Annotated in this window: 16 protein-coding genes and 1 tRNA gene; 8 read left to right on the top strand and 9 right to left on the bottom strand. The window is 28.9% G+C overall.

Features of this window, described 5'->3' with window-relative positions:
* Positions 1-8 precede the first annotated feature (8 nt).
* Positions 9-2,096 (bottom strand): fibronectin type III domain-containing protein, encoded by a 2,088-nt coding sequence (locus tag E4J94_RS11970; protein ID WP_135836039.1) that lies wholly within the window; start codon positions 2,094-2,096, stop codon positions 9-11.
* A gap of 200 nt (positions 2,097-2,296) precedes the next feature.
* Here E4J94_RS11970 and E4J94_RS11965 point away from each other — a divergent pair, with 200 nt between their 5' ends.
* Positions 2,297-2,746 (top strand): lipocalin-like domain-containing protein, encoded by a 450-nt coding sequence (locus E4J94_RS11965; RefSeq protein WP_135836038.1) that lies wholly within the window; start codon positions 2,297-2,299, stop codon positions 2,744-2,746.
* A 336-nt stretch (positions 2,747-3,082) separates the two neighbouring features.
* On the opposite strand, the gene E4J94_RS11960 is transcribed toward E4J94_RS11965, so the two are convergent.
* The 4 genes from E4J94_RS11960 to E4J94_RS11945 all read right to left on the bottom strand — a co-directional run bounded on the left by E4J94_RS11960 (position 3,083) and on the right by E4J94_RS11945 (position 8,057).
* Positions 3,083-4,024: a DUF5712 family protein gene (locus E4J94_RS11960; RefSeq protein WP_246034320.1), complete on the bottom strand. Its 942-nt coding sequence runs from the start codon at positions 4,022-4,024 to the stop codon at positions 3,083-3,085.
* Positions 4,025-4,026: 2 nt separating this feature from the next.
* Positions 4,027-4,575: a BfmA/BtgA family mobilization protein gene (locus E4J94_RS11955; RefSeq protein ID WP_135836036.1), complete on the bottom strand. Its 549-nt coding sequence runs from the start codon at positions 4,573-4,575 to the stop codon at positions 4,027-4,029.
* 1,599 nt (positions 4,576-6,174) lie between these two features.
* Entirely contained in the window at positions 6,175-7,272 is a 1,098-nt protein-coding gene (locus E4J94_RS11950; RefSeq protein WP_168801869.1) for a hypothetical protein, read from the bottom strand.
* A gap of 2 nt (positions 7,273-7,274) precedes the next feature.
* The gene (locus tag E4J94_RS11945; protein ID WP_135836034.1) at positions 7,275-8,057 is read right to left on the bottom strand and encodes an RNA polymerase sigma factor; all 783 of its coding nucleotides are present in this window, start codon (positions 8,055-8,057) and stop codon (positions 7,275-7,277) included.
* 1,488 nt (positions 8,058-9,545) lie between these two features.
* On the opposite strand from E4J94_RS11945, the gene E4J94_RS11940 reads away from it, so the two are divergent.
* Both E4J94_RS11940 and E4J94_RS11935 read left to right on the top strand, forming a co-directional pair.
* On the top strand, positions 9,546-9,767 hold the full coding sequence (locus E4J94_RS11940) for a helix-turn-helix domain-containing protein (protein WP_019977055.1): 222 nt from the start codon (positions 9,546-9,548) through the stop codon (positions 9,765-9,767).
* Between the two features lie 199 nt (positions 9,768-9,966).
* A complete protein-coding gene (locus E4J94_RS11935) occupies positions 9,967-11,814 on the top strand; it encodes an AIPR family protein (RefSeq protein WP_135836033.1) in 1,848 nt (615 codons plus the stop codon).
* A gap of 729 nt (positions 11,815-12,543) precedes the next feature.
* On the opposite strand, the gene E4J94_RS11930 is transcribed toward E4J94_RS11935, so the two are convergent.
* Positions 12,544-12,628: transfer RNA gene (locus E4J94_RS11930), tRNA-Ser, on the bottom strand.
* A 176-nt stretch (positions 12,629-12,804) separates the two neighbouring features.
* Between E4J94_RS11930 and E4J94_RS11925 the strand changes: the two genes are divergently transcribed.
* The 4 genes from E4J94_RS11925 (at position 12,805) to E4J94_RS11910 (ending at position 16,977) form a co-directional block, all read left to right on the top strand.
* Complete coding sequence (locus tag E4J94_RS11925) at positions 12,805-13,227, top strand: GNAT family N-acetyltransferase (RefSeq protein ID WP_135836032.1); 423 nt, start codon at positions 12,805-12,807, stop codon at positions 13,225-13,227.
* A gap of 44 nt (positions 13,228-13,271) precedes the next feature.
* Positions 13,272-14,447, top strand: coding sequence for an MFS transporter (locus E4J94_RS11920; protein ID WP_135836031.1), 1,176 nt, complete (start codon positions 13,272-13,274; stop codon positions 14,445-14,447).
* Positions 14,448-14,841: 394 nt separating this feature from the next.
* Positions 14,842-16,272: a TrkH family potassium uptake protein gene (locus E4J94_RS11915; RefSeq protein ID WP_246034319.1), complete on the top strand. Its 1,431-nt coding sequence runs from the start codon at positions 14,842-14,844 to the stop codon at positions 16,270-16,272.
* A gap of 9 nt (positions 16,273-16,281) precedes the next feature.
* Positions 16,282-16,977 carry a potassium channel family protein gene (locus E4J94_RS11910; protein ID WP_135836030.1) on the top strand — a complete coding sequence of 232 codons (696 nt, stop codon included), beginning with the start codon at positions 16,282-16,284 and terminating at the stop codon, positions 16,975-16,977.
* Here E4J94_RS11910 and E4J94_RS11905 read toward each other — a convergent pair.
* On the bottom strand, positions 16,964-17,344 hold the full coding sequence (locus E4J94_RS11905) for a hypothetical protein (RefSeq protein ID WP_135836029.1): 381 nt from the start codon (positions 17,342-17,344) through the stop codon (positions 16,964-16,966). The two genes, E4J94_RS11910 and E4J94_RS11905, sit on opposite strands and share 14 nt — an antisense overlap.
* Positions 17,345-17,508: 164 nt before the next feature.
* On the bottom strand, positions 17,509-17,814 hold the full coding sequence (locus tag E4J94_RS11900; protein WP_135836028.1) for a DUF3817 domain-containing protein: 306 nt from the start codon (positions 17,812-17,814) through the stop codon (positions 17,509-17,511).
* Positions 17,815-17,978: 164 nt separating this feature from the next.
* Between E4J94_RS11900 and E4J94_RS11895 the strand changes: the two genes are divergently transcribed.
* Entirely contained in the window at positions 17,979-19,097 is a 1,119-nt protein-coding gene (locus tag E4J94_RS11895) for a calcium:proton antiporter (protein ID WP_135836027.1), read from the top strand.
* Between the two features lie 59 nt (positions 19,098-19,156).
* Here the strand turns inward: E4J94_RS11895 and E4J94_RS11890 are convergent, their stop codons facing one another.
* Positions 19,157-20,107, bottom strand: a complete 951-nt coding sequence (locus tag E4J94_RS11890) for a LysR substrate-binding domain-containing protein (RefSeq protein ID WP_135836026.1) — start codon at positions 20,105-20,107, stop codon at positions 19,157-19,159.
* Positions 20,108-20,172: the final 65 nt, after the last annotated feature.

The following is a 20,172-nucleotide window of genomic DNA, read 5'->3' as shown; positions in this document are numbered from 1 at the left end:
GGATTGATTTAGTATTCTACGGTTATTTTTTCGGTTGTTGATGGTTGATTGGATGATAACATGGCTTTAATCAAATAGGTATATTTCGTTCCTACGGTTACATTTTTATCTTCCAAATAATTCTGTTGACCATTCAAAGTGGTTAATAAACTTGATTTCTCACCATCCTTTTGTCGATAAATCACAATCTCTGTGATATCATTCATTTGATTTTTCCAAATCAAATCGATTCTTCCTTTTTGAGTATTTACTATTCCTGTTAAATTAGAAATCACTTTTTTAGGTCGCAAATCAATATTTCGTAATGTAATATGTTGCGATTCTTTTGATACCAAATTATTTTTATCAATCGCTTTCAAAAAGTAGACATAACGTTTATCGGATTGTAGTTCTTTATCTTGATACGTATATATAGGATTTAACTCCTTCGTTTCATATATCTTTTTTGCAACAGCATTTTGCTCATCAATATCGATTCGGTACAATTGATGCAAAGCAACATCTTCGCTCACACTTTTATACCATTCAAGTGTAATAATACCATCTTTTATTTCATATTTACTAAATGTTGGCATTTGTGGAGGAATAATATCGGGCTTTTCAACTTCAATAATTTCAGAAGGTTCAGATTGATTTTCTCTAAAATCCACAGCTGTTACATAATAATATACAGTTCTATTAAGATTAGTCAATTGTACTGAATCATTAAATTTAGCTTCTTTAATGGGTTGCGTTGTAATACGCATTAACTCTTCTCCTTTCTGATTTCCTCTAAAAATATGGTACCCTTCAAAATCTGTTTCTGTATTTGGTTTCCATTCAATTCGAGCAATACCTGCCGAATCTATCTTCGCTTTTAATTGTGTAGGAATTGCAGGAGGTGTACTATCTTCGGGTTGTACAAGAACTGAAAATGACTCACGGTTATCATTATTCTTACCAATAGCTTTAACCTTATAATAATTAGATGATGATTCACTTTTAACAATAACTGATCTTATATTAGTTGAAAGTTTATTCTTTACAACCTTATAATCATTCTCCTTATCTGTAGGAGAATGCAATAATTCAAAATACTGAATTTCAGCTTCATTTTCTTTAGGAAATTCCCAACCAATAGTTATCTTATTATCATCATTAACTTTTGCAGTTTTTATACGTGGGGTAACTTCTAACTTTTTATGACCTTTACCTGACACAATACTCGAATATGGTCCAAAATCTCCAAAAATATTTTTACCTCTTATTCTGTATGCATAAGGTTTATTCGCAATTTGTAAAGAGTCAACAAAAATCATATTATGAGATTCTTTTTGGGGCTGACTATTCATATTCATCACTGGTAAGTCGCTTAAAGTGGCAAAGTTTTTCCCATCTTCAGAACGTTCTACAAAATAAGACGTATAAACATCTCTTAATTGTAGATATTCCCATGATAATATCACTGATTTATCCTGAAAAATTCCTATAAAATCTAAAGGCTTAGGTAATTCAAATTCTTTATCTTCTATTATTGCCAATGCTTCCCCTTTTTCTATTGACTTTTCTTGATTGACTTCTACAATATATACATATCGTTCATTTGGTTTTATTGTTTTATCAATATATCCCCAACCAGCTAATGTTGCCACATCAAAGTCTAAATCAGCCGCCATCAAAGCATAAGCAAATCGTTGTTCTGATTCTTGAGATTTATTTAAAATAGACTCAAGTTTGCCTTGTTTTTGGCTTCCTAATTCTACCTCAAAGCTATCTCCAAATAAGGCTTGTGCAACAATTGCTGCATGATCATTTTTATTAACAATAGCTTCCCACTCTTTTTGCTTTGCAGGAAAAAATTGTCCGAAATCTTTTATTTCTGGAGTTGTTAAGGTTTTACCATCTCGAACAAGTGTATAACGTTTCAATGTAAAACCTAATATATTTGCTTTTTGCCATGCAACTGCTTGATCGACTGCCCAACGCAAACGAACTTCATTTTGTTTCACGCCAGTTTTTACACGAACATGAGGTTGGAGTTCTGATTCTACTGCTTGTTGACTATATAGGTAAATAGGTATAATTAATACCATGAAGAAGAATAAAAATCTTTTCATAGAGTTTCTGGTTTAATAAAAAAGTTAAAAAGTTGTAATATATCTACAGTATAGAGTATATATAAGAAGTATATAAAAGTATAAATGTTTTCATATCAATTGGTTTAGGGTTGAGCAAATATATAAATTTTTCTTAATGATTTATTAATGTTTCAAAAATTATTATACTTTTGCGCAACAATCTTAAAACAAAAAAAATTATGAAAAAGTTTATTTTACCTAGCGTTTTTGCTTTTGGTTCACTATTTAGTTGTAATAATGATGATAATTCATCTATTGACAATGCTAGTATAGTAGGAACATGGAGTTTTGTAAAATATCAAACTCAGTTTTCAAAAGATAATCATATGGAAGATGAGAAATTAGATACATGTGAAGAAAAAAATACTTTGACATTTACAAAAGACAATAAATATTCTGTTATAACCTATTACGCTGACAATAGTGGTAAATGTATTCTTGAAGATAATATTGATGCAACCTATAAAGCCACAAATAAAAATCTTGTTATTGATTGGGGAAATAATGATATTTATGAAGCTGAAATTATCAAATTAACTAAAAACGAATTGATTATAAAATCTGATTATGGTGAAGATTTGGATGGGGATGGAAAAAATGAGATTGAAATTCTTGTATTAAAAAGATAATGGAAAAGGTTTAACTTAAAATAAGTTAAACCTTTTTTATTTTTTAAAAATTTAATAGATTATTATATGTATACTACAATCTTAAATAACGACTCTAAGTTTATAATTTAATTAAACGAACTAATTTGAATAATAAATAATCTTGTAAAAAATAGAAACCATCCCAAATTATTGAGATGGTTCTTTTAATAAGAAATATACATTCTGTTAACAGATAGAATGGTTTCAAATTTACAATAAATCTCAATAGAAATAAAAGTTTGAAGAGTATTGAAAATAATTAAGATTGATTAAATTAGACATTTTATATTAACTATTTATAATATTGAACGACGCTTAGTCCTTTTTTTTCTTTTGAACTGATTGCTCTTCTACATTTTCATTTTCTAGAACATTATTGGTAAATAGTAAGTTAATCAGTTCAGTTGATACTTCTAGGTTGTTTACTATTTTCTCAAAATCAACAGTGTTATTTCTATAGATGTCTTTTGTTATATCGAAAATAGTTTGTCTGTCTGAATCGTTTAATTTATTTTCAATTTGATTGAATAAATGGATTGTTCTTTTTTGCTCCACATTGCCGTTTTTCATAATGAGTTTGTAGTGCAGTGAATCTTCTAATGAACGATTAAATTCAAACATATTATCAAAAATTAGTTCACCTGATTCTTTAAAAGCTACTCGATTAAACTGTCCCAATTTAGCAGAATGGCTTTGATTTCTACCTCGTGAGGTATTCATTGGACTAAGTTTGATTTTATTTGTACGATCCTTTCGACTGACAATAATCTGAATATGCATTTGTTCTCCAGATTTAGTTTCTCCTATTTTAGCTAATCCTTGTTTTACTTCTTCATCCGTATGGTGGTAATAGCGATGTTGTTCTAATTTTCCATACCACAGTAAATCTTTCGCATTTTCAATTCCATTGCGTTTGAAATTTTGAGCGTAAGCATCCATTATATGACTGACATATTCTTTTAACTTTTCTTCTGCACCTTTATTTCCAAAACACTCCTTTAAATGCATAATTTCTTGCTCGCTTGGGCTAATATTAATTAGAAAAAACTTGGCATCATTACGACTTAATTTAGAAATATTATGGTCAATATTTACACGAACTTCTTGAGGTGAAATTGTTTTATTTTGATGATTAAACCAATATTCAAGGTCTTTCTTTTGTTCTGATCGTTGATTTTCTTTTTCTAAATATTTAACCAATTGACCGCAACTTCCTTTATTATTACCCGTTTCAGAATCTGTAATATGAATAAACATCATTATAGGTTTTTAAGAGATTGTTTAATGCGATTGACAAGTTCTTCTTTTTTTAATCCTGAAGTTGTCCAACCCATTTCTTCACGCTTGTAGATATAATCATCCAATAATTGAGCAAATTGCTTCTTCAAAACTTCTTTTTCTTTCTGTTTGGATAGTAAATATTTTAATGCATTTGTGATCTGTAGATTTTGTTTCGTAAGTATTGAAGTTTGCTTATTTTCTTCTATTAAATAATGTTCCATTTTTTCTAACAAGTCTTTTTGACTATTTGAAGCATTTTTTAGAATAGCAGTATCAGAAAACAAAGGCAATAAGAAATCTTTTTCTTGTTGTCGAATGAAGGCTATAATGCGACTGATTCCTGAAGAAAGTTCTTTCTTCAAGATTTCATCTCCCGCATCTGAAGGATCTTTTTTACATCGATAAAAATAATCCACCATCTGACAAAACAATTCTTTTTTGCTTCGTCTTAAATTTTCAGCCAGCTTCTCTAATTTTTCATCTGTTTCTTTTGGATAACGAATGCTGTTGGTATTATTCTGCTTCATCTTCTTTATTTTCTAAATCCAATTCATCTTTTCTTTATGTATACCTGGTGGTATACCATTTTTGTGATTATAAAGAGCTTATATGATCAAAAGTATACCTCTGGTATACGAAAATCCTCTGTAACGCAGTAAAGAGGCAAGCGAGTAGGGCTCTGCCCAACTCCCGCTTGCTTTTTCCAAAACATTTATATGTTTCCAAATAATTGTATAAATGAATACATTTTACTTTGACCATTCGCTCCAAAATAATCGTTCTAAAAAGTTTATTATCTTATAAAAAAATAAGTTTTTGGATACTGTATTAAGTTTTACAAAGTAAGGTATCTATGAGGAATTGATTATAAGACAAATTATGTCACTAAATTCCAAATGCTACCATTTAGAAATGAAGATTGCAAATCTGTTAGAAAATCAGAATATATAGTATAAAAGAAATATAACACTACTGAATTATGTTTATAGATAGTTAAATACGCTTTTAGAGTAGCAAGTGGATATATGTTTACTTAAATATGTAAGTAGATATTTACATCAATACGTAATTACAATTGTACGCTTTTATGTAAAAGCATTTTACTATATGTATATACAAGAAATTGAAAATAACTAAATCTTTATTTAGATTTAGTTTTCAAAAGAAAAAGGAGAAAAAGAAAGCAGTAAATCGGAAAGGACAGTGCAGAGACAAAAGGAAACGGATTAAGTCCCAAAGGGTGAAACAGAAAAAATAACTTTATTTTTGTTTTTCTGTTTCATTATGCCGTAAGCTTTTGGCTGGCTATAGCGTGGGAGTCCTTTCAAACTTAGCTGCCTTTTTATTTCTTTTGATTGAAAATCTATCCTTTTTAATCAAATCACTTATGAAAGTGAATAATCAAAAATATTTAATAAAGTTGGCTGTCACAGCCATTGAAAGGATGACAGATGTTATGCTTTCACCTATCCGATAAAAACTCTTTAATAAGCCGAGAAAATAGTGGATGAAAATTAAAGTGTTTTGAGGATTGAATCTCTATTAATTTTTTTATTTTAAGTTGAATATAGATAGATGAAAAATGTTTTCCCACAAATTCACTTTGTTGTAAACGAACTCCAATTCCGAAATACGAATTTCAGACAAATATACGTTCTCATTATCTTGCTTTTAACATCAAAGAGTATCTGCTATTAATTATTGATGAAAGTAAGTGAACCCACGCGTTGTATATGTAATTTACATTTAGTGAGTGTTTATTACCAACCTCACCTTATGGGTGTACAATCACCCTCAAAATTATAGTGTTTTAAAATTTGATTTTCTATTATTTACCCAATCAAGGTTAAACATAGACAAACAAAATTTTTATATTGTTCAAAATTCATTTATTTAAATTCATTTCCAAAACTGACTTAAGAGTTGTATCCGAGTTTTTTTTATCTTCAAATTGTTTTTTGTATAAAAACATTTGAAATACATACTTTCTAATCCATTGCCATTTCTTGCCATTATTTGTTGATGAAAGAACGATAAGTGAGCTGTTGTATATGTTGATTACATTTAGTGAGTGTTCGTAATCAACCTCACCTTACGGGTGTACAATCGCCCTCAAAAATTATAATTTATGCTATAATAAGCTCAATTCCTGCTTTGTCAGCTTTGTATTTTATTTTGGTTATCAATTCATAATAACTCAAATTCCTTAGTACAAATTCTTCTTCTTTAGCTAGTTCTATTTTTTCTTCTTGATCCAATAAAATAAGTGTTCCTGCTTTATTATTGATGCAAAAATCAATTAGCTTTCGACTGTAAACATGTAATCGATTATGTACGTAATTACGTTCTAATTCACTCATTTTTTCGAGAGCTTTTAATTTTCTTGTTCTTCCTTTGCCCGATTTCGCATAAGCTACTCCTGCTTGGGTTCGTTTACGGGACGCTTGTATCGCTAATCTTCTATACAAAAACTCTTCTTTGGTTCCGATGGAAAGTCTAGATTTACCTACTTTTACAACCAATGGATATTCTAATGATAAGGAAGCTTCTGCAATAGTTTCTGGTTGTAATTGATGGTTTTCTTTTTCAATTTCTACAACAGCTAACCAAAATATTTTCCCTTTTTCTATTTTTATTTGCGAAGTACAAAGTTTAACTTCACCATTTACTACTTGTTCCAATAGTTTTTTGTTACCTGTAAAATCTCTTCCTAAATAGGTTTTGAATGGAAGTTGAAACAATCGAAAACAAAAACTTTTTTTCTCGGGATGATAAGATAGTTTACTAATACCTTCCAATCCAAAAGGAAATGCCATATCTCGTTTAAAGTTTTTTAACGAAGCTTCTCCTCTCCAATATTCTTGGTAATCTTTGTTAAAAGTACTCTGTAGTCTACTATTTAAACACGATAATATATTCATCGGAATTTCCCCTTTAAAACGATCTGATATCACCCGATAAGTGGTATTTATTCGCGAACGTTGTAAGATTCCTGCTTCATCTTTCTTTTCATCAACCAACTTGTGTACAATACCTTCTGAGAGATACAAAAACTCTTTCACCATCGCTTGTATATACAAATGTGAAACGATCAAATTGGCGGCTCTATAACACCTGTTTCTCCATTTATAAAGTGTTTCTAAAACCTCTTGACGTTCTTCTTGGGTAGGTAAATCAACAATTAACTGTATTTTTCGAGTGAGTATTAAAGTAGATTTTTCCATCATCAATAGTTTAGGGATTGAGCTTTATTTTGTTGGGTAAATTTATAAGCGACTATAAATTCGTTGTGCACTTCTTTTTGAGACAATTGTAATGTTGAAGCTATTGTTGAAAAAGATTGTTTATGCTCGCATCGAAGTTGTAAAATCAACGATTGTGTTTTGGTCATCTTTTCTAGCTTCTCTTCTGTAGAGACTGTTTTGGTTTTAATAATTAACTTATCTTGATGACTTAAAATCTTCTTAAGATCCGCTATAGCACTTTTAATTTCGTTACTTGTTTCGGTTATTCCTCTTCCCATTGCATGAGCAATGGCTTTGTACTGAAATCCATGTTTTAAACAGAGTTCAATTAGATGCTTTCTTTCAGTACTTAATAAGGGTAATACTTTTATAATTTCATCAAAATAGTGCTGTTGTGTTTCTTGTTCGTTCAGGTTTTCTATTACATCAGCGGGATCATATCCAGCCAAATAACTTTGATAATTTTCATAATTCTCCAACGAATTCACAGTTCTAAAAAACTTATTCTTCGGTTTAGCATAATGCGAATAGCAACTGTATTTCATTACAAGCCTCAAAAAGAAAAAGATATGATCGGGAGATTCAATCTTCTCTCGATATTCCCAAAGTTTCAGAAACACGTCTTGTAACAAACATTCCACAACAAATTCATCCATAATTAATTGTTTTCCAAACCAAAAGATGCGTTTATTATATCTGACATAAATACGTTCGAAAGCAGTAGAATTGCCTTTTTTTAATAATTCAAATTCTTTTTCTAGCATAATAAGGGTGGTTTTATTTATGTTTTATGTGATACGTATTACGTTCTACGTTTTAACATCGTTTTTAAAATTCAACATTAGTTTTAAAAGCCTCTCCTTTTCCAGTACATCGCGCCAACTTTGTTTTTGGGAAAGGGGTTTTATTTTTTTACGGTTTACGATCTACGCTTAACGTTTTACGCATTTTTATTCTTATTAATAATCAAATTTATTTTTAATAACATTTGAGATTAAGAGGAGGAGTCACGATGTGACTCAGGTATTCCTTTTCTTTAATAATGTCACTTTTTACTTGACTAAAAAGTAACCAAAAAGTCAAGGCCGTAAACCTCTCTACTAAAAATGTTCTCATTTCACTAAAGATTTTACAAACCCTACGGGCTAAAATCTTTTTAACGTGAGAGTTTTAATGCCGGTTTATTCATCCTTTTTCAATATTCAAATTCGTTGTCATTCTGAACTTATCTCAAAACCTCATCCTTAATCTGAATACATACTACTTTTTACATTTTACTTAATACTTTGTACATCATAAATACTACATTTTACAACTCTAAACTCTCAATTCTCATATCTAACATCTAATCTGTACTTTTTACATCATAAATCCCACGTCGTAAATCAAAAATCCTATCCCTTCCGATACACGAACACCGAACAAACCATACGGAACGCATATACAATGGATACAGAATGGATACAGCGCGGATACACAACCGATACAGAAAAGTGGCATTTTGGATATACACCGATACAGGAATTTAACACTTTTTAACATATTATTTCTCTAATATTTTTTCATTTCAAGAAATCTAATTTGTTCATAATTGAATCCTCTCTATACTAAAATCTCACGTCTCACATCTAAATAATAGGTAGCAGAACCCCAATAAATTTGGAAAATGGCAATAAAGGGTTTACTTTTAATGTGCGAAAAAAAGAGTATAACAATTACTGTCAAAGTCTCATTACCGAGGCTCTGATAGAGAGCGTGTAAAGAAAGGATAGCCCTTTGCTTTACGATCCGTGTTTTAAAAATGCTATAAATACGGAGTATTGTTCTTTAAAAGAATTAGTAACACCAACAGACTTTGTCTGGTGGTTTTTTACGGATGAATGGAAATTGTTTCGTTCTCATTTTGTGTTGGGTTTTATGGAACGATGTTTCTCGTGTATGAAGAAATACTTGCAAAAAAAGCAAGGCGGCTTCACACTTTAGTACCGTGGGCGACCAAACCCAGCTTATAAACTCGAAAGTTTAAAAGTTATCTCCTAAAGCATATGTGAAAACCGCCCATGCCGTATGCGAAAGTACAAAACTTTTGAGACATGGAGCGATTTCACGATACTCTCGAAGATAAAATTGGTCGTTACGGTTCGAGATTACATCGTTTAATAATGACTATTAAAAGTCTAATTATCAATTCGCTTATACAAATATAATAATATTTTTTAATGTGGCAATAAAACCACAATTATTTTTTTACAATGAAGGAAAATTATACAACTTATTATAAGATAATCGGCGAAAAAATAAAGAAAAAGAGAAAAGAGAAGGGACTTACTCAAAAACAAGTGGCTGAAAAAATTCCAAAATTTGATAGATCAAAAATCAGTGATATAGAAAATGGTAAGGAAGATTTTTTATTTTCTACTTTATTAAAAATTTGTAACGCTTTAGATATTAGTCTTAAAGAATTAATAGATTAGTACTTCTTAAAAAAGTAATAGAAAAAGTAAAAAGGTATTTTCTATTTATATATTATACAATAATGGTTATAAATTAGATTAATTTATATATTTGTTATTTAGCGATATAAAGATATAGGTGTTTTTTTACGAAATAAATGCTAGATCAGTTTCGTGAAAAAACAATGTTATAAGCTATATTAAATCAACATAACTGCAAATGAAGAATGAAATATTCTACGATATTATTGACAATGAAATCAATAAATTAAAACCAACTTTTAAGAAAAATGAGCATCTTCAAAAACAAGATGAAAATGGTCAAAAATCATTTTTATTTCTTATTTGGTTTCTGAAAAGATATTTACCAAACTGTGAGATATCAGAACTAGAAAAATTCATAACTGAAGGAAATGATGATTCTTCATGCGATTTAATTTTTTCAAATACAGATCAAGAAGGGAAAGAGATTTATTATGTAGTTCAAGCAAAATGGTTTTCTAAGAAAAATATAAATAAATCAAATGAGCTAAGCAAAGAAATAAAGTCTTGTCTAACTGATTTTCGAATAATTTTATCAGGAAAAAAAGAATCAGAAGTAAATAAAAATTTTAATATTCAATATGAAAAATTTTTAAAACACAAAAGAAAAAATGGAAAAGTAAAATTTCTATTTCTAGCTTTATGCAATGGAGATGTAAATCTAAAAGAGCATATAGACGATTTTATTTCGAACTTGATATCTTTTGATTTACTTGACTTCAATTCCTTGAAACAACAATATATTGAGCTTGAATTTAAAGGTATAAAAACTCATAATCCAATTGAAACTCCTTATATCCCTAAGTCAGAATTCGAATTAAAGTTTGAAAAAAATCAAGTTATATACGTAGATAAACCATTTAAATCGAATATATTCATCATAAAACCTTCTCAAATATATTTGATGTTCGATAAATTCGGACAATCTTTATTTTATAAAAATATTAGGAACCCATTAACATCATCTCATTTTAATGAAGAAATAAAGAATACTGTAAAAAATAATCCTATAAATTTTTGGTACTTCAATAATGGAATAACAGCAATAACAGACAGAATTGATGATTTTCATTCTGATTCAGATATTGTAACTATTAATGGTATTCAGGTTATAAATGGTGCACAAACAGTTTACAGCATTTATGATTCCTATAAGTATGCTGATGATGAAACAAGAAAAAAAATGGATCATAATGCTTTAATAACCTTTAGGGTATTAGAATCTGGTGGTGATGATTTTGATTTAAAAGTTACAAGATACACAAACTCTCAAAATCCTATTAGTGAAAGAGATTTTCATGCAAATGATGAGATTCAACTAAATATTCAAAAAGAGTTTCTAAAAAACACAAATGTTTGGTACGAAACTAGACGTGGAGAATTTAGAAAAAAGATTAAAGGGGTTTCAGTAATAACTAATGAAACTTTTGGACAATTATATTTAGCTTACTTCATTAATGACCCATTTAATGCAAAGCAAAATAGAAAATTAATTTTCGTCTCAAATAAAATTAAAAATAATGGTTTGTATGAAATAATATTTAATAATGAAACTAAATATGACAACATGTATGTTGCATATTTACTACATCTATTAATAGATAGAAAAAGAAAAGCAATAAAATCTATTATAGATAAAATAGACACGAATAATCTGAAAAATAACGAACAAGACTATTTAAAATATGATTTCATACAATATGCAAACTTTGAAATATTAGCATTGTTTAAGATTCTATTATTACATACAAATGAGAATGCAAACTCAATTAACGGAAAATTAATCACATATTTTGAGAATAATACTTTAGATAAGGTAGAAAAACAATATCAATACATATCAGATTTCATTCTTTCTGATCTTGAAAAAAGAAAAAAAGATGATTCAAAAATAGTTAACTCTGTTCTATTTAAAAGTAAGGAGTATTATAAATCATTAAAAAAGGATTTCGAACATAGTTTGATTACAAATAAAAATAATACATCTAAATTAAAACATAATACAGCGTATAACATGGGTAACTGATGCGCAACTCCATTTTTAGGTACAAAAACACAGAATAGTATAAATAAAAACCTCTTTAGATGATATTTTAAGGAGGTTTTTTGTTTTACTCAACAAGGTGTACTTCTTATTTTGTAGTCAATATTTTTTAGTAACAAAATAACTAGATTTTTCGAGGTTTGTTCGAGTGTCCTTCGACAATGGTTCGAGAAAAAAGGTGTTTTCTCGAACAACGGTCGAAGGATTGTCGAAGAAGATACATCAAAAAATACATTTTAGTTGACCTATTATTTTTTGCGTTCAACTATAATATAATAATCTATTTATAAATAGTAGCAGGATACTCCCAACATCAAGGCAAGATGAAGGCAACATAGTGGCAGTAGAATGTATTAAAAACGAAGTAAGCAAGGATACGTATCAACGTTGTTTTTTTGTTTAAAATGACAAAATTATAACTCTTAGAGGGGCAATAGAGCAATATAGCGCTAATCAACAAATTGCTTTTAAAATCTTAGAAAAGAATCTGAATCAATTAACGGATATGAAATTTGTTTATTCTAAAGCAATACTTTACAGAAAAGAGAATTTGTAAACATGGTGTTCGACAGCAATTTATACTATGAAAATGGTATTTATCGAACACCTACGATGATCGATTTATTTTCGATTAACCATTTGAAAATAAAGGAGAAAAACTTATTAATATACACAAAAAAAAGAGATTCTAAATGATAGAATCCCTTTCAGCGGAGAGTGAGGGATTCGAACCCCCGGAGGTGTGACCCTCAACAGTTTTCAAGACTGCCGCATTCGACCACTCTGCCAACTCTCCAATAACGCAGTCTACTGCGGTATTGCGAGTGCAAATATAGAACGCTTTTTCGTTTTTCCAAACTCTGAAAACAAATATTTTTAAAATATTTTTTAACAAAATGATTCTCAATAGAATATTTTTTTTTTAATTTTTTGAAGCAGTCATTTATATCTTTGCAACTATAAAATTTAGGAATGATTAGAAAAATAAGAGAGAAAGACTTCTCAAGATTGAAAGAGATTTGGGAGAGTGCAGTTATACATACACATGATTTCTTAGCGAAAGAAGATTTCGAATATTACAAAGAAAATTTACCTAACTATTTTCCATGTGTTACATTATTTGGTTTCGAAATCGATAATCAAATTGTAGGATTTGTTGGTGTAGCAGAACAAAATCTTGAAATGTTATTTATTCATAATGATTTTCGTAGAAAAGGAATAGGAAAAGCTTTGTTAGAATATTCTATTCAAGAATTAGACGTAAGATCAGTTGATGTAAACGAACAAAATAAACAAGCCGCAGATTTTTATTTAAGTCAAGGTTTTAACGTTGAATCGCGCTCAGAAAAGGATGGAGAAGGCAAAGATTACCCTATTTTACATTTAAGTTTATAATTTTAGATTAGAAGCTTAAATTTGCAATTCATTTTGTTTTAGCCATGAGTATATCTACAGAATTATCATCTGTTCAAAAAAATCGTATTCGTTTAGCTGTTTCACTATTCTTTTTTTCGCAAGGTTTAGCATTTTCTTCTTGGGCAAGTAGAATTCCAACAATCAAATCGGATTTAGGAATTTCCGAAGGACAATTGGGAACTTTGTTGTTGTTAATGCCAATTGGTCAATTGTGTACAATGGCACTTTCAGGAAAATTAGTTGCAAAATTTGGTAGTAAACATGTCTTACGAATTGTTGTATTAATTTATCCTTTGATACTTTGTTGTATTGGTTTAGCTCAAAACTTTTATCAATTAGGTGCTGTATTGTTTTTCTTTGGAGTAATAGGAAACATGTGCAATATTTCGGTGAATACGCAAGGAGTTGAAGTCGAAAAAATATATGGAAAATCGATTATGTCATCTTTTCATGGTGCGTGGAGTATAGCTGGTTTTACTGGTGCTTTGATAGGTTTATTGATGATGAATTTACATATTAATACATTTTATCATTTTGTAATAATTTATGCACTAATTATTTTGAGTTGGTTCATTAATAAAAAATATTTAGTCGATTCTACACCAGCTCCAGTAAAAGAAAAGAAATCGATATTTTCTAAACCAGATACTGTTTTGGTTAAACTAGGAATTATAGGTTTTCTAAGCATGGCAACAGAAGGTGCAATGTTCGATTGGAGTGGTGTTTATTTCCAAGATATTGTAAAAGCTCCACAGAATTTAGTTGTCGTTGGTTATGCTTCGTTTATGGTGATGATGGCAACAGGACGTTTCGTTGGTGATTATTTTATCAGCAAATACGGAAAACAACATGTAATACAAATTAGTGGAATTTTGATGTTTTCTGGTTTGATGCTTTCGGTATTTTTTCCTCAATTTATTGTGTGTACAATTGCATTTATGATGGTTGGATTGGGCGTTGCGTGTAATGTTCCGACAGTTTATAGTGTAGCAGGAAAAAACAAAAATGTAAATCCAGGTGTTGCATTAGCAATGGTTTCGAGCATATCTTTTTTAGGATTTTTGATGGGCCCACCATTAATTGGATATATTGCTGAAGCTTTTGATTTGAGATATTCTTATGCGTTATTTGCTTGCTTTGGGTTGATTATGGTTTTTATGGTTGGTAGAATGAAAATCTTTAAAAACATTAATAACTAATTTATAGCTTTTCAAAAAAAAGTAATGATTAACTTGTAAGAAGTATACATAATTATAAATTTGCCTTTTTAATTATTATGAAACAAATATGTTTCGAATTTTAGTAAACAATAAGTTTTTTAACGTAATCCTTTCAATATCGTACACATTAGCTATTATAGCATTATTGGTAATGTTTGGATTTGGATTTCCTGTTGAGTACAAACTTTATATAAACATTTTTTTTATCATTCTACTATCTGTCGGAATTTTAAGAACAATACTTAAATATCTTTATTTTAAAGAAAAAATTATTCCGCGAGTCATCATTTTTGATATAGTAAGTATACTATTTATTCTTTATTGCATTAAAATCCAAATAACCGATTATAGTTGGTTTTTTGTCAGCAAATATTTGCAATTTGCTATTGTTTTAAAATTAGTAAGAGAAATTGCTACACCTAACCTTAATTTCAAACGTTCTGTAATTACTCCTCCCCAATTATTTATTTTCAGTTTTTTTATTTTAGTTTTTGGAGGAGCTTGTTTACTGATGTTGCCAAAAGCAACATATCATCCGATTTCTTTTCTAGACGCACTATTTACAGCGACGAGCGCAGTTTGTGTAACAGGATTAACTTCTGTTGATACTTATATAACTTATACGCCTGTTGGTCATTTTATTTTAATGTTATTAATACAAGCAGGAGGTTTAGGTATTTTGACATTTGCTGGATATATTGCTTATTTTTTCAAAGGAAATAGTTCTTATGAGAATCAAATAGCATTAGGAAGTATTGCAAACAACGATTCTTTGAGTGAAGTTTTTTCTTTTGTAAAAAGGATTATCTATTTAACTTTTGGTATCGAATTAGTAGGAGCTGTATTAATTTATATTTCAATTGCACCTTATAATATTAGTATTGTTGACAAATTATTTTTTAGTATTTTTCATTCAGTTTCGGCTTTTTGTAATGCAGGTTTTTCTACATTGCCAAATGGATTAATGAACAAAGGTTTTGTTCACAATTATGGATTTCAATCTGTTCTAATCACATTGATATTCTTAGGAGGAATCGGTTTTCCTATCTTGATTAATATTCTACGTTATACAGATTATTTAATCAGAAAATTAATTTCAAAAATCCTCCATAATAAAAATAATCGTAAGAATTGGGTTTTTACATTAAGTTCTAAAGTTAATTTAATCACCTCATTAACAATACTAATTATCTCTACAATCATATTATTCTTCGAAGAATATTATTCTACATTAGGACAACATCAAGGTTTCGGAAAGTTTATTTCAGCTTTATTTATCGCCATAACGCCTCGTACAGCAGGTTTTAATAATATAGATTTTTCTCACTTACAATTCTCTTCCATACTTTTGGTTATTTTGTTAATGTGGATTGGCGCTTCACCAGCATCAACAGGAGGAGGAATTAAAACGAGTACTTTTGCAATTGCAATTCTTAATTTTATTAATATTGCACGCGGAAAAAATAAAATCGAAATTTACAAAAGAGAATTAAGCCCTATCAATGTACAAAAAGCTTTTGCTACAATGACCTTATCTTTTTTAGTCATTGGAATAGGAATATTTTTAATAACAAAATTTGATAATCATTTACATCTTATTGATGTTGCATTCGAAGCTTTTTCAGCTTATTCTACTGTTGGTTTATCATTAAATTTAACACCTACATTATCAGATCCAAGTAAAATTGTTGTCATTACAATGATGTTTATTGGTCGTGTTTCAATGATTACAATTTTGATGGCTTTTTTTAAGAAAACTGTTTCATCTAATTATCGTTATCCATCAGATGATATTTTAATTTAAAAGAAAATTATGAAAATAATAATTATAGGTTTAGGAAATTTCGGTGCAGCGCTTGGTAAGAAAATGGTAAAGCTTGGTCACGAAATTATCGGTGTTGACAATAATATTCAACGCGTTGAAGCTTTGAAAGATAAGTTATCCTATACCATTTGTTTAGATGCAACAGATGAGTTATCAATTAATAAATTACCACTAAATAATACAGATATTGTAATTGTAAGTATTGGAGAAAATGAAGGTGCCAATATTATGGCTACTGCTATTTTTAAAAATAAAAATGTAAAACGTTTGATTAGTCGTTCTATCAATTCTTTACACGAAAATGTTTTGCAAGCAATTGGAGTTACAGAAATTATTCGACCCGAAGCTGAATCTGCAGAACGTTGGACAAAAAAACTAAATGTAAAAGGAGTTGTAGATTCTTTTGAATTAAACAAAGAGTTTAGTATTATAGAGGTTGTAACACCAAATGAATTGGTTGGAAAAACATTTGATGAAATCCAATTCAAAAAGCAACATAATATTTTGGTAATGACAATCATTAAAAACAAAGAAGAAGCTAGTTTTTTAGGTCAATATAAAATTGTTCCAGAAGTACAAGGTTTTCCTACATCAAATACAGTAATTACAAAAGATGATGTATTGGTAATCTATGGAGCAAATCAAGAAATTTATAAATTCTTAAAGAAATTTAATATTCAATAATCTTATTCTTAAATTCTAATACATGTGGTTTATGGAATTTTAAGTAAAAAACAATTCCCATAAAATAACAGACAACATCCATTATATCTGCTGTATAATTCGAAGAAAATTTTGGCATAATAAATTCTAATAAAATACTCAAAACAAAAGCAGTAATTACCAAATAACTTGTTGGATAAACATAAACTTGATTATTGTATTTTAATCTTGAAATAATACAACTTCCTAAATGTGTCATTGCAGGAACTGCAAAAAAATCGGTTAAATAATGGTTTAGATACTCAATTTCTATGGAATAAACTCGCGTTAGTTTAATGAAAATCCAACTCAAAATATAGAAACAAAAATAAGTATCAAACAATTTCATTTTACACTACAACAAGAATAATCAAAATACAAAAAGCTCCAAGAATCATTAAAAACAAGAAGAAAGTATCATCTACTAACTTTTGCATAGTACTTCGTTTGTCTTTATTCTCCTTCATAATCTGATATTATTGAGCTAAACAATAAAAGTAACTAACAAATTTATTATTCTTTCTCCTCCTTAATTGCTTTATGAACTGCTAAAGTTGCAAATGGTATAAATGCATACATCACATAAAAAATAAGGTCCTCGTCGTCCCACTTATATATCTTTCTAACTTTAAAAAGTAACACCAAATAAGCTGTGAACCAAAAACCATGAAAACATCCTGCAAAAGGCATTTGTAAGACATAATCAAATTGATATTTCATTGGCATTGCCACTAAGAATAAAAGCACACAACTTACTGTTTCCCATACACAAGCTGTACTGAACCATTTTTTTAACTTCTCGTCAGATACATTTAACATACTGCAAATTTAATTTTTTATTAATTGTCAACTTATGACAATCATTAGTTTAATGTTTTATTTTAACATAAAAAAAATAAGATTATTAATATTCATGATAATTATATATATAAATTATCAATATTATTTATTATTTTTGCAACTAATCTAAATTCATATATTTGATGCATGTAAATAACTTTATTTCAAAAAAATTCAATTTAGCATTACCTTATTGGACTATTATTTGTCCAATTCTTGCAATAATTTCATTAGTACTTTCTGATAGCTTTAAAGAACATATTTGGTTTTCAAGTGTTTTAGGAGTTATATTAATATTTGCAGTTCTAGCAGCTGTACATCATGCAGAAGTTGTAGCGCATAAAGTTGGTGAACCTTTTGGAACTATTATTTTAGCCTTAGCCATAACTGTTATTGAAGTTTCGCTTATTGTTTCATTAATGATGTCAGAACCATCAGGAATTCCATCTGTATTAGCTAGAGATACCGTTTTTGCAGCAGTTATGATTATTCTAACAGGAATAATAGGTATTTGTTTACTAGCTGGAGGTGTACGTTATCGGGAACAAAACTTTATTAAACAAGGTGTTTCTACTGCCCTTATCACGTTAGTAGCTATCTCTATTCTTACTTTGATTTTACCTAATTTATTAACATCTGAAAAGGGAGGAGAATTTTCATCTAGTCAATTAATTTTTGTAGCAATTATCTCATTGATCTTATATGGTGGATTTATTTCCGTTCAAACTATTCGTCACAGAGATTATTTTCTTCCTCCTAATAGCTCTGATAATGTTGCTTCTGAATTGCACGTAGAAAAACCAAACTTACTAACTACTATTTCGAGTTTAATTTTATTAATTATAGCTTTAGTAGCTGTTGTTCTATTATCTAAAAAACTATCTCCAACAATAGAGTCTATTGTAATGGATTTAGGTGCTCCAAAATCGTTTGTAGGAATTGTAATTGCAACTGTAATTTTATTACCAGAAGGATTAGCAGCCTATAAAGCTGCTAAAAAAGATCGTTTACAAACAAGTCTTAATTTAGCTTTAGGATCAGCTTTAGCATCAATTGGATTAACAATTCCTGCTGTTGCTATTGTTTGTTATTTTACAGGATTAGAAGTTACTTTAGGAATCGATGCTAAATCATCTGTATTATTAGTTTTATCATTATTTACAGTTTATTTATCACTAAGTTCAGGACGTACAAACATCCAACAAGGAATCGTTCTACTAACACTTTTTGCTACATATTTATTTACGACGATTGTTCCATAATATATACAAAAACAAAAAAGCGACCTAAAAATAGGTCGCTTTTTTGTTCATTTAGAAATTTATTTTTTTGGTAACGAAACCATATTCGCATCAATTTTTTGATCTTTTTCTAAGAATATCTTGCCTCTCAAAATACTTTGAATTGTATTAATTAATTCTTTTTCAAAAGAATCTCTTAATTGAGATTGGTGAAAAATTAATGAAACTTCACGAGTTGGAACAGGAGATTCAAAATTCTTTACAAATCGTAAATATTCTTCTGGTAAATCATCAGCGACTAAAGCAGGAAGTAATGTCATTCCATAACCGTCATTCGCTAATTTAATCAAAGCTTCGAAACTACCTGAATCTAATTTTATCGGACGATTCTTCATATTCGATGTATCACATAAAGCTAAAACGTTATTTCTAAAACAATGTCCTTCTTGCAAAATTAATAAATCGGAAGTATCTAAATCATCTTCGTTTATTCTTTCTTTATCTGCTAAACGATGACCAGTTGGTACATAACCTACCAATGGTTCATAATATAACGGTCTTTCAATTATCTGATCCTCAAACAAAGGTGAAACAACAATTCCAAAATCTAAGGAACCATCTTTTATCCCTTTTACAATTTTATCTGTTTGTAATTCTTTAATAATCAAATTTGATTTTGGATTATTTTTTTGGAAAGTCTTATAAAACAAAGGAACCAAAGAAGGTAAAACAGTTGGAATAACACCTATTACGAAATCACCTTCTAATAAACCTTTTTCTTCGTTTACAAGATGTTTCATTCGGTTAGCTTCCATTAAAATAGTTTTCGCTTGAGCAACTATTTTCTCTCCAATTTGTGTAATTTTGATTGGATGTGATGATCTATCGAAAATATCAATATTCAATTCTTTTTCCAATTTCTGAATTTGCATACTCAAAGTTGGTTGAGTTACAAACGATTTATCAGCAGCAATTGTAAAGTTCTTATGCTCAGCAACAGCCAGCACATATTGTAATTGTACTAATGTCATATATTAAAAATTGATATCTATAAATTTTTGTGATAAAGATATGGATTATTATATTATCAATCTAT

The organism is Empedobacter tilapiae (assembly GCF_004785645.1).
GTDB classification, from domain to species: Bacteria; Bacteroidota; Bacteroidia; order Flavobacteriales; family Weeksellaceae; genus Empedobacter; species Empedobacter tilapiae.
Note: the sequence above shows the minus strand (reverse complement) of the source record. Positions and strands in the feature narration are given on the sequence as shown.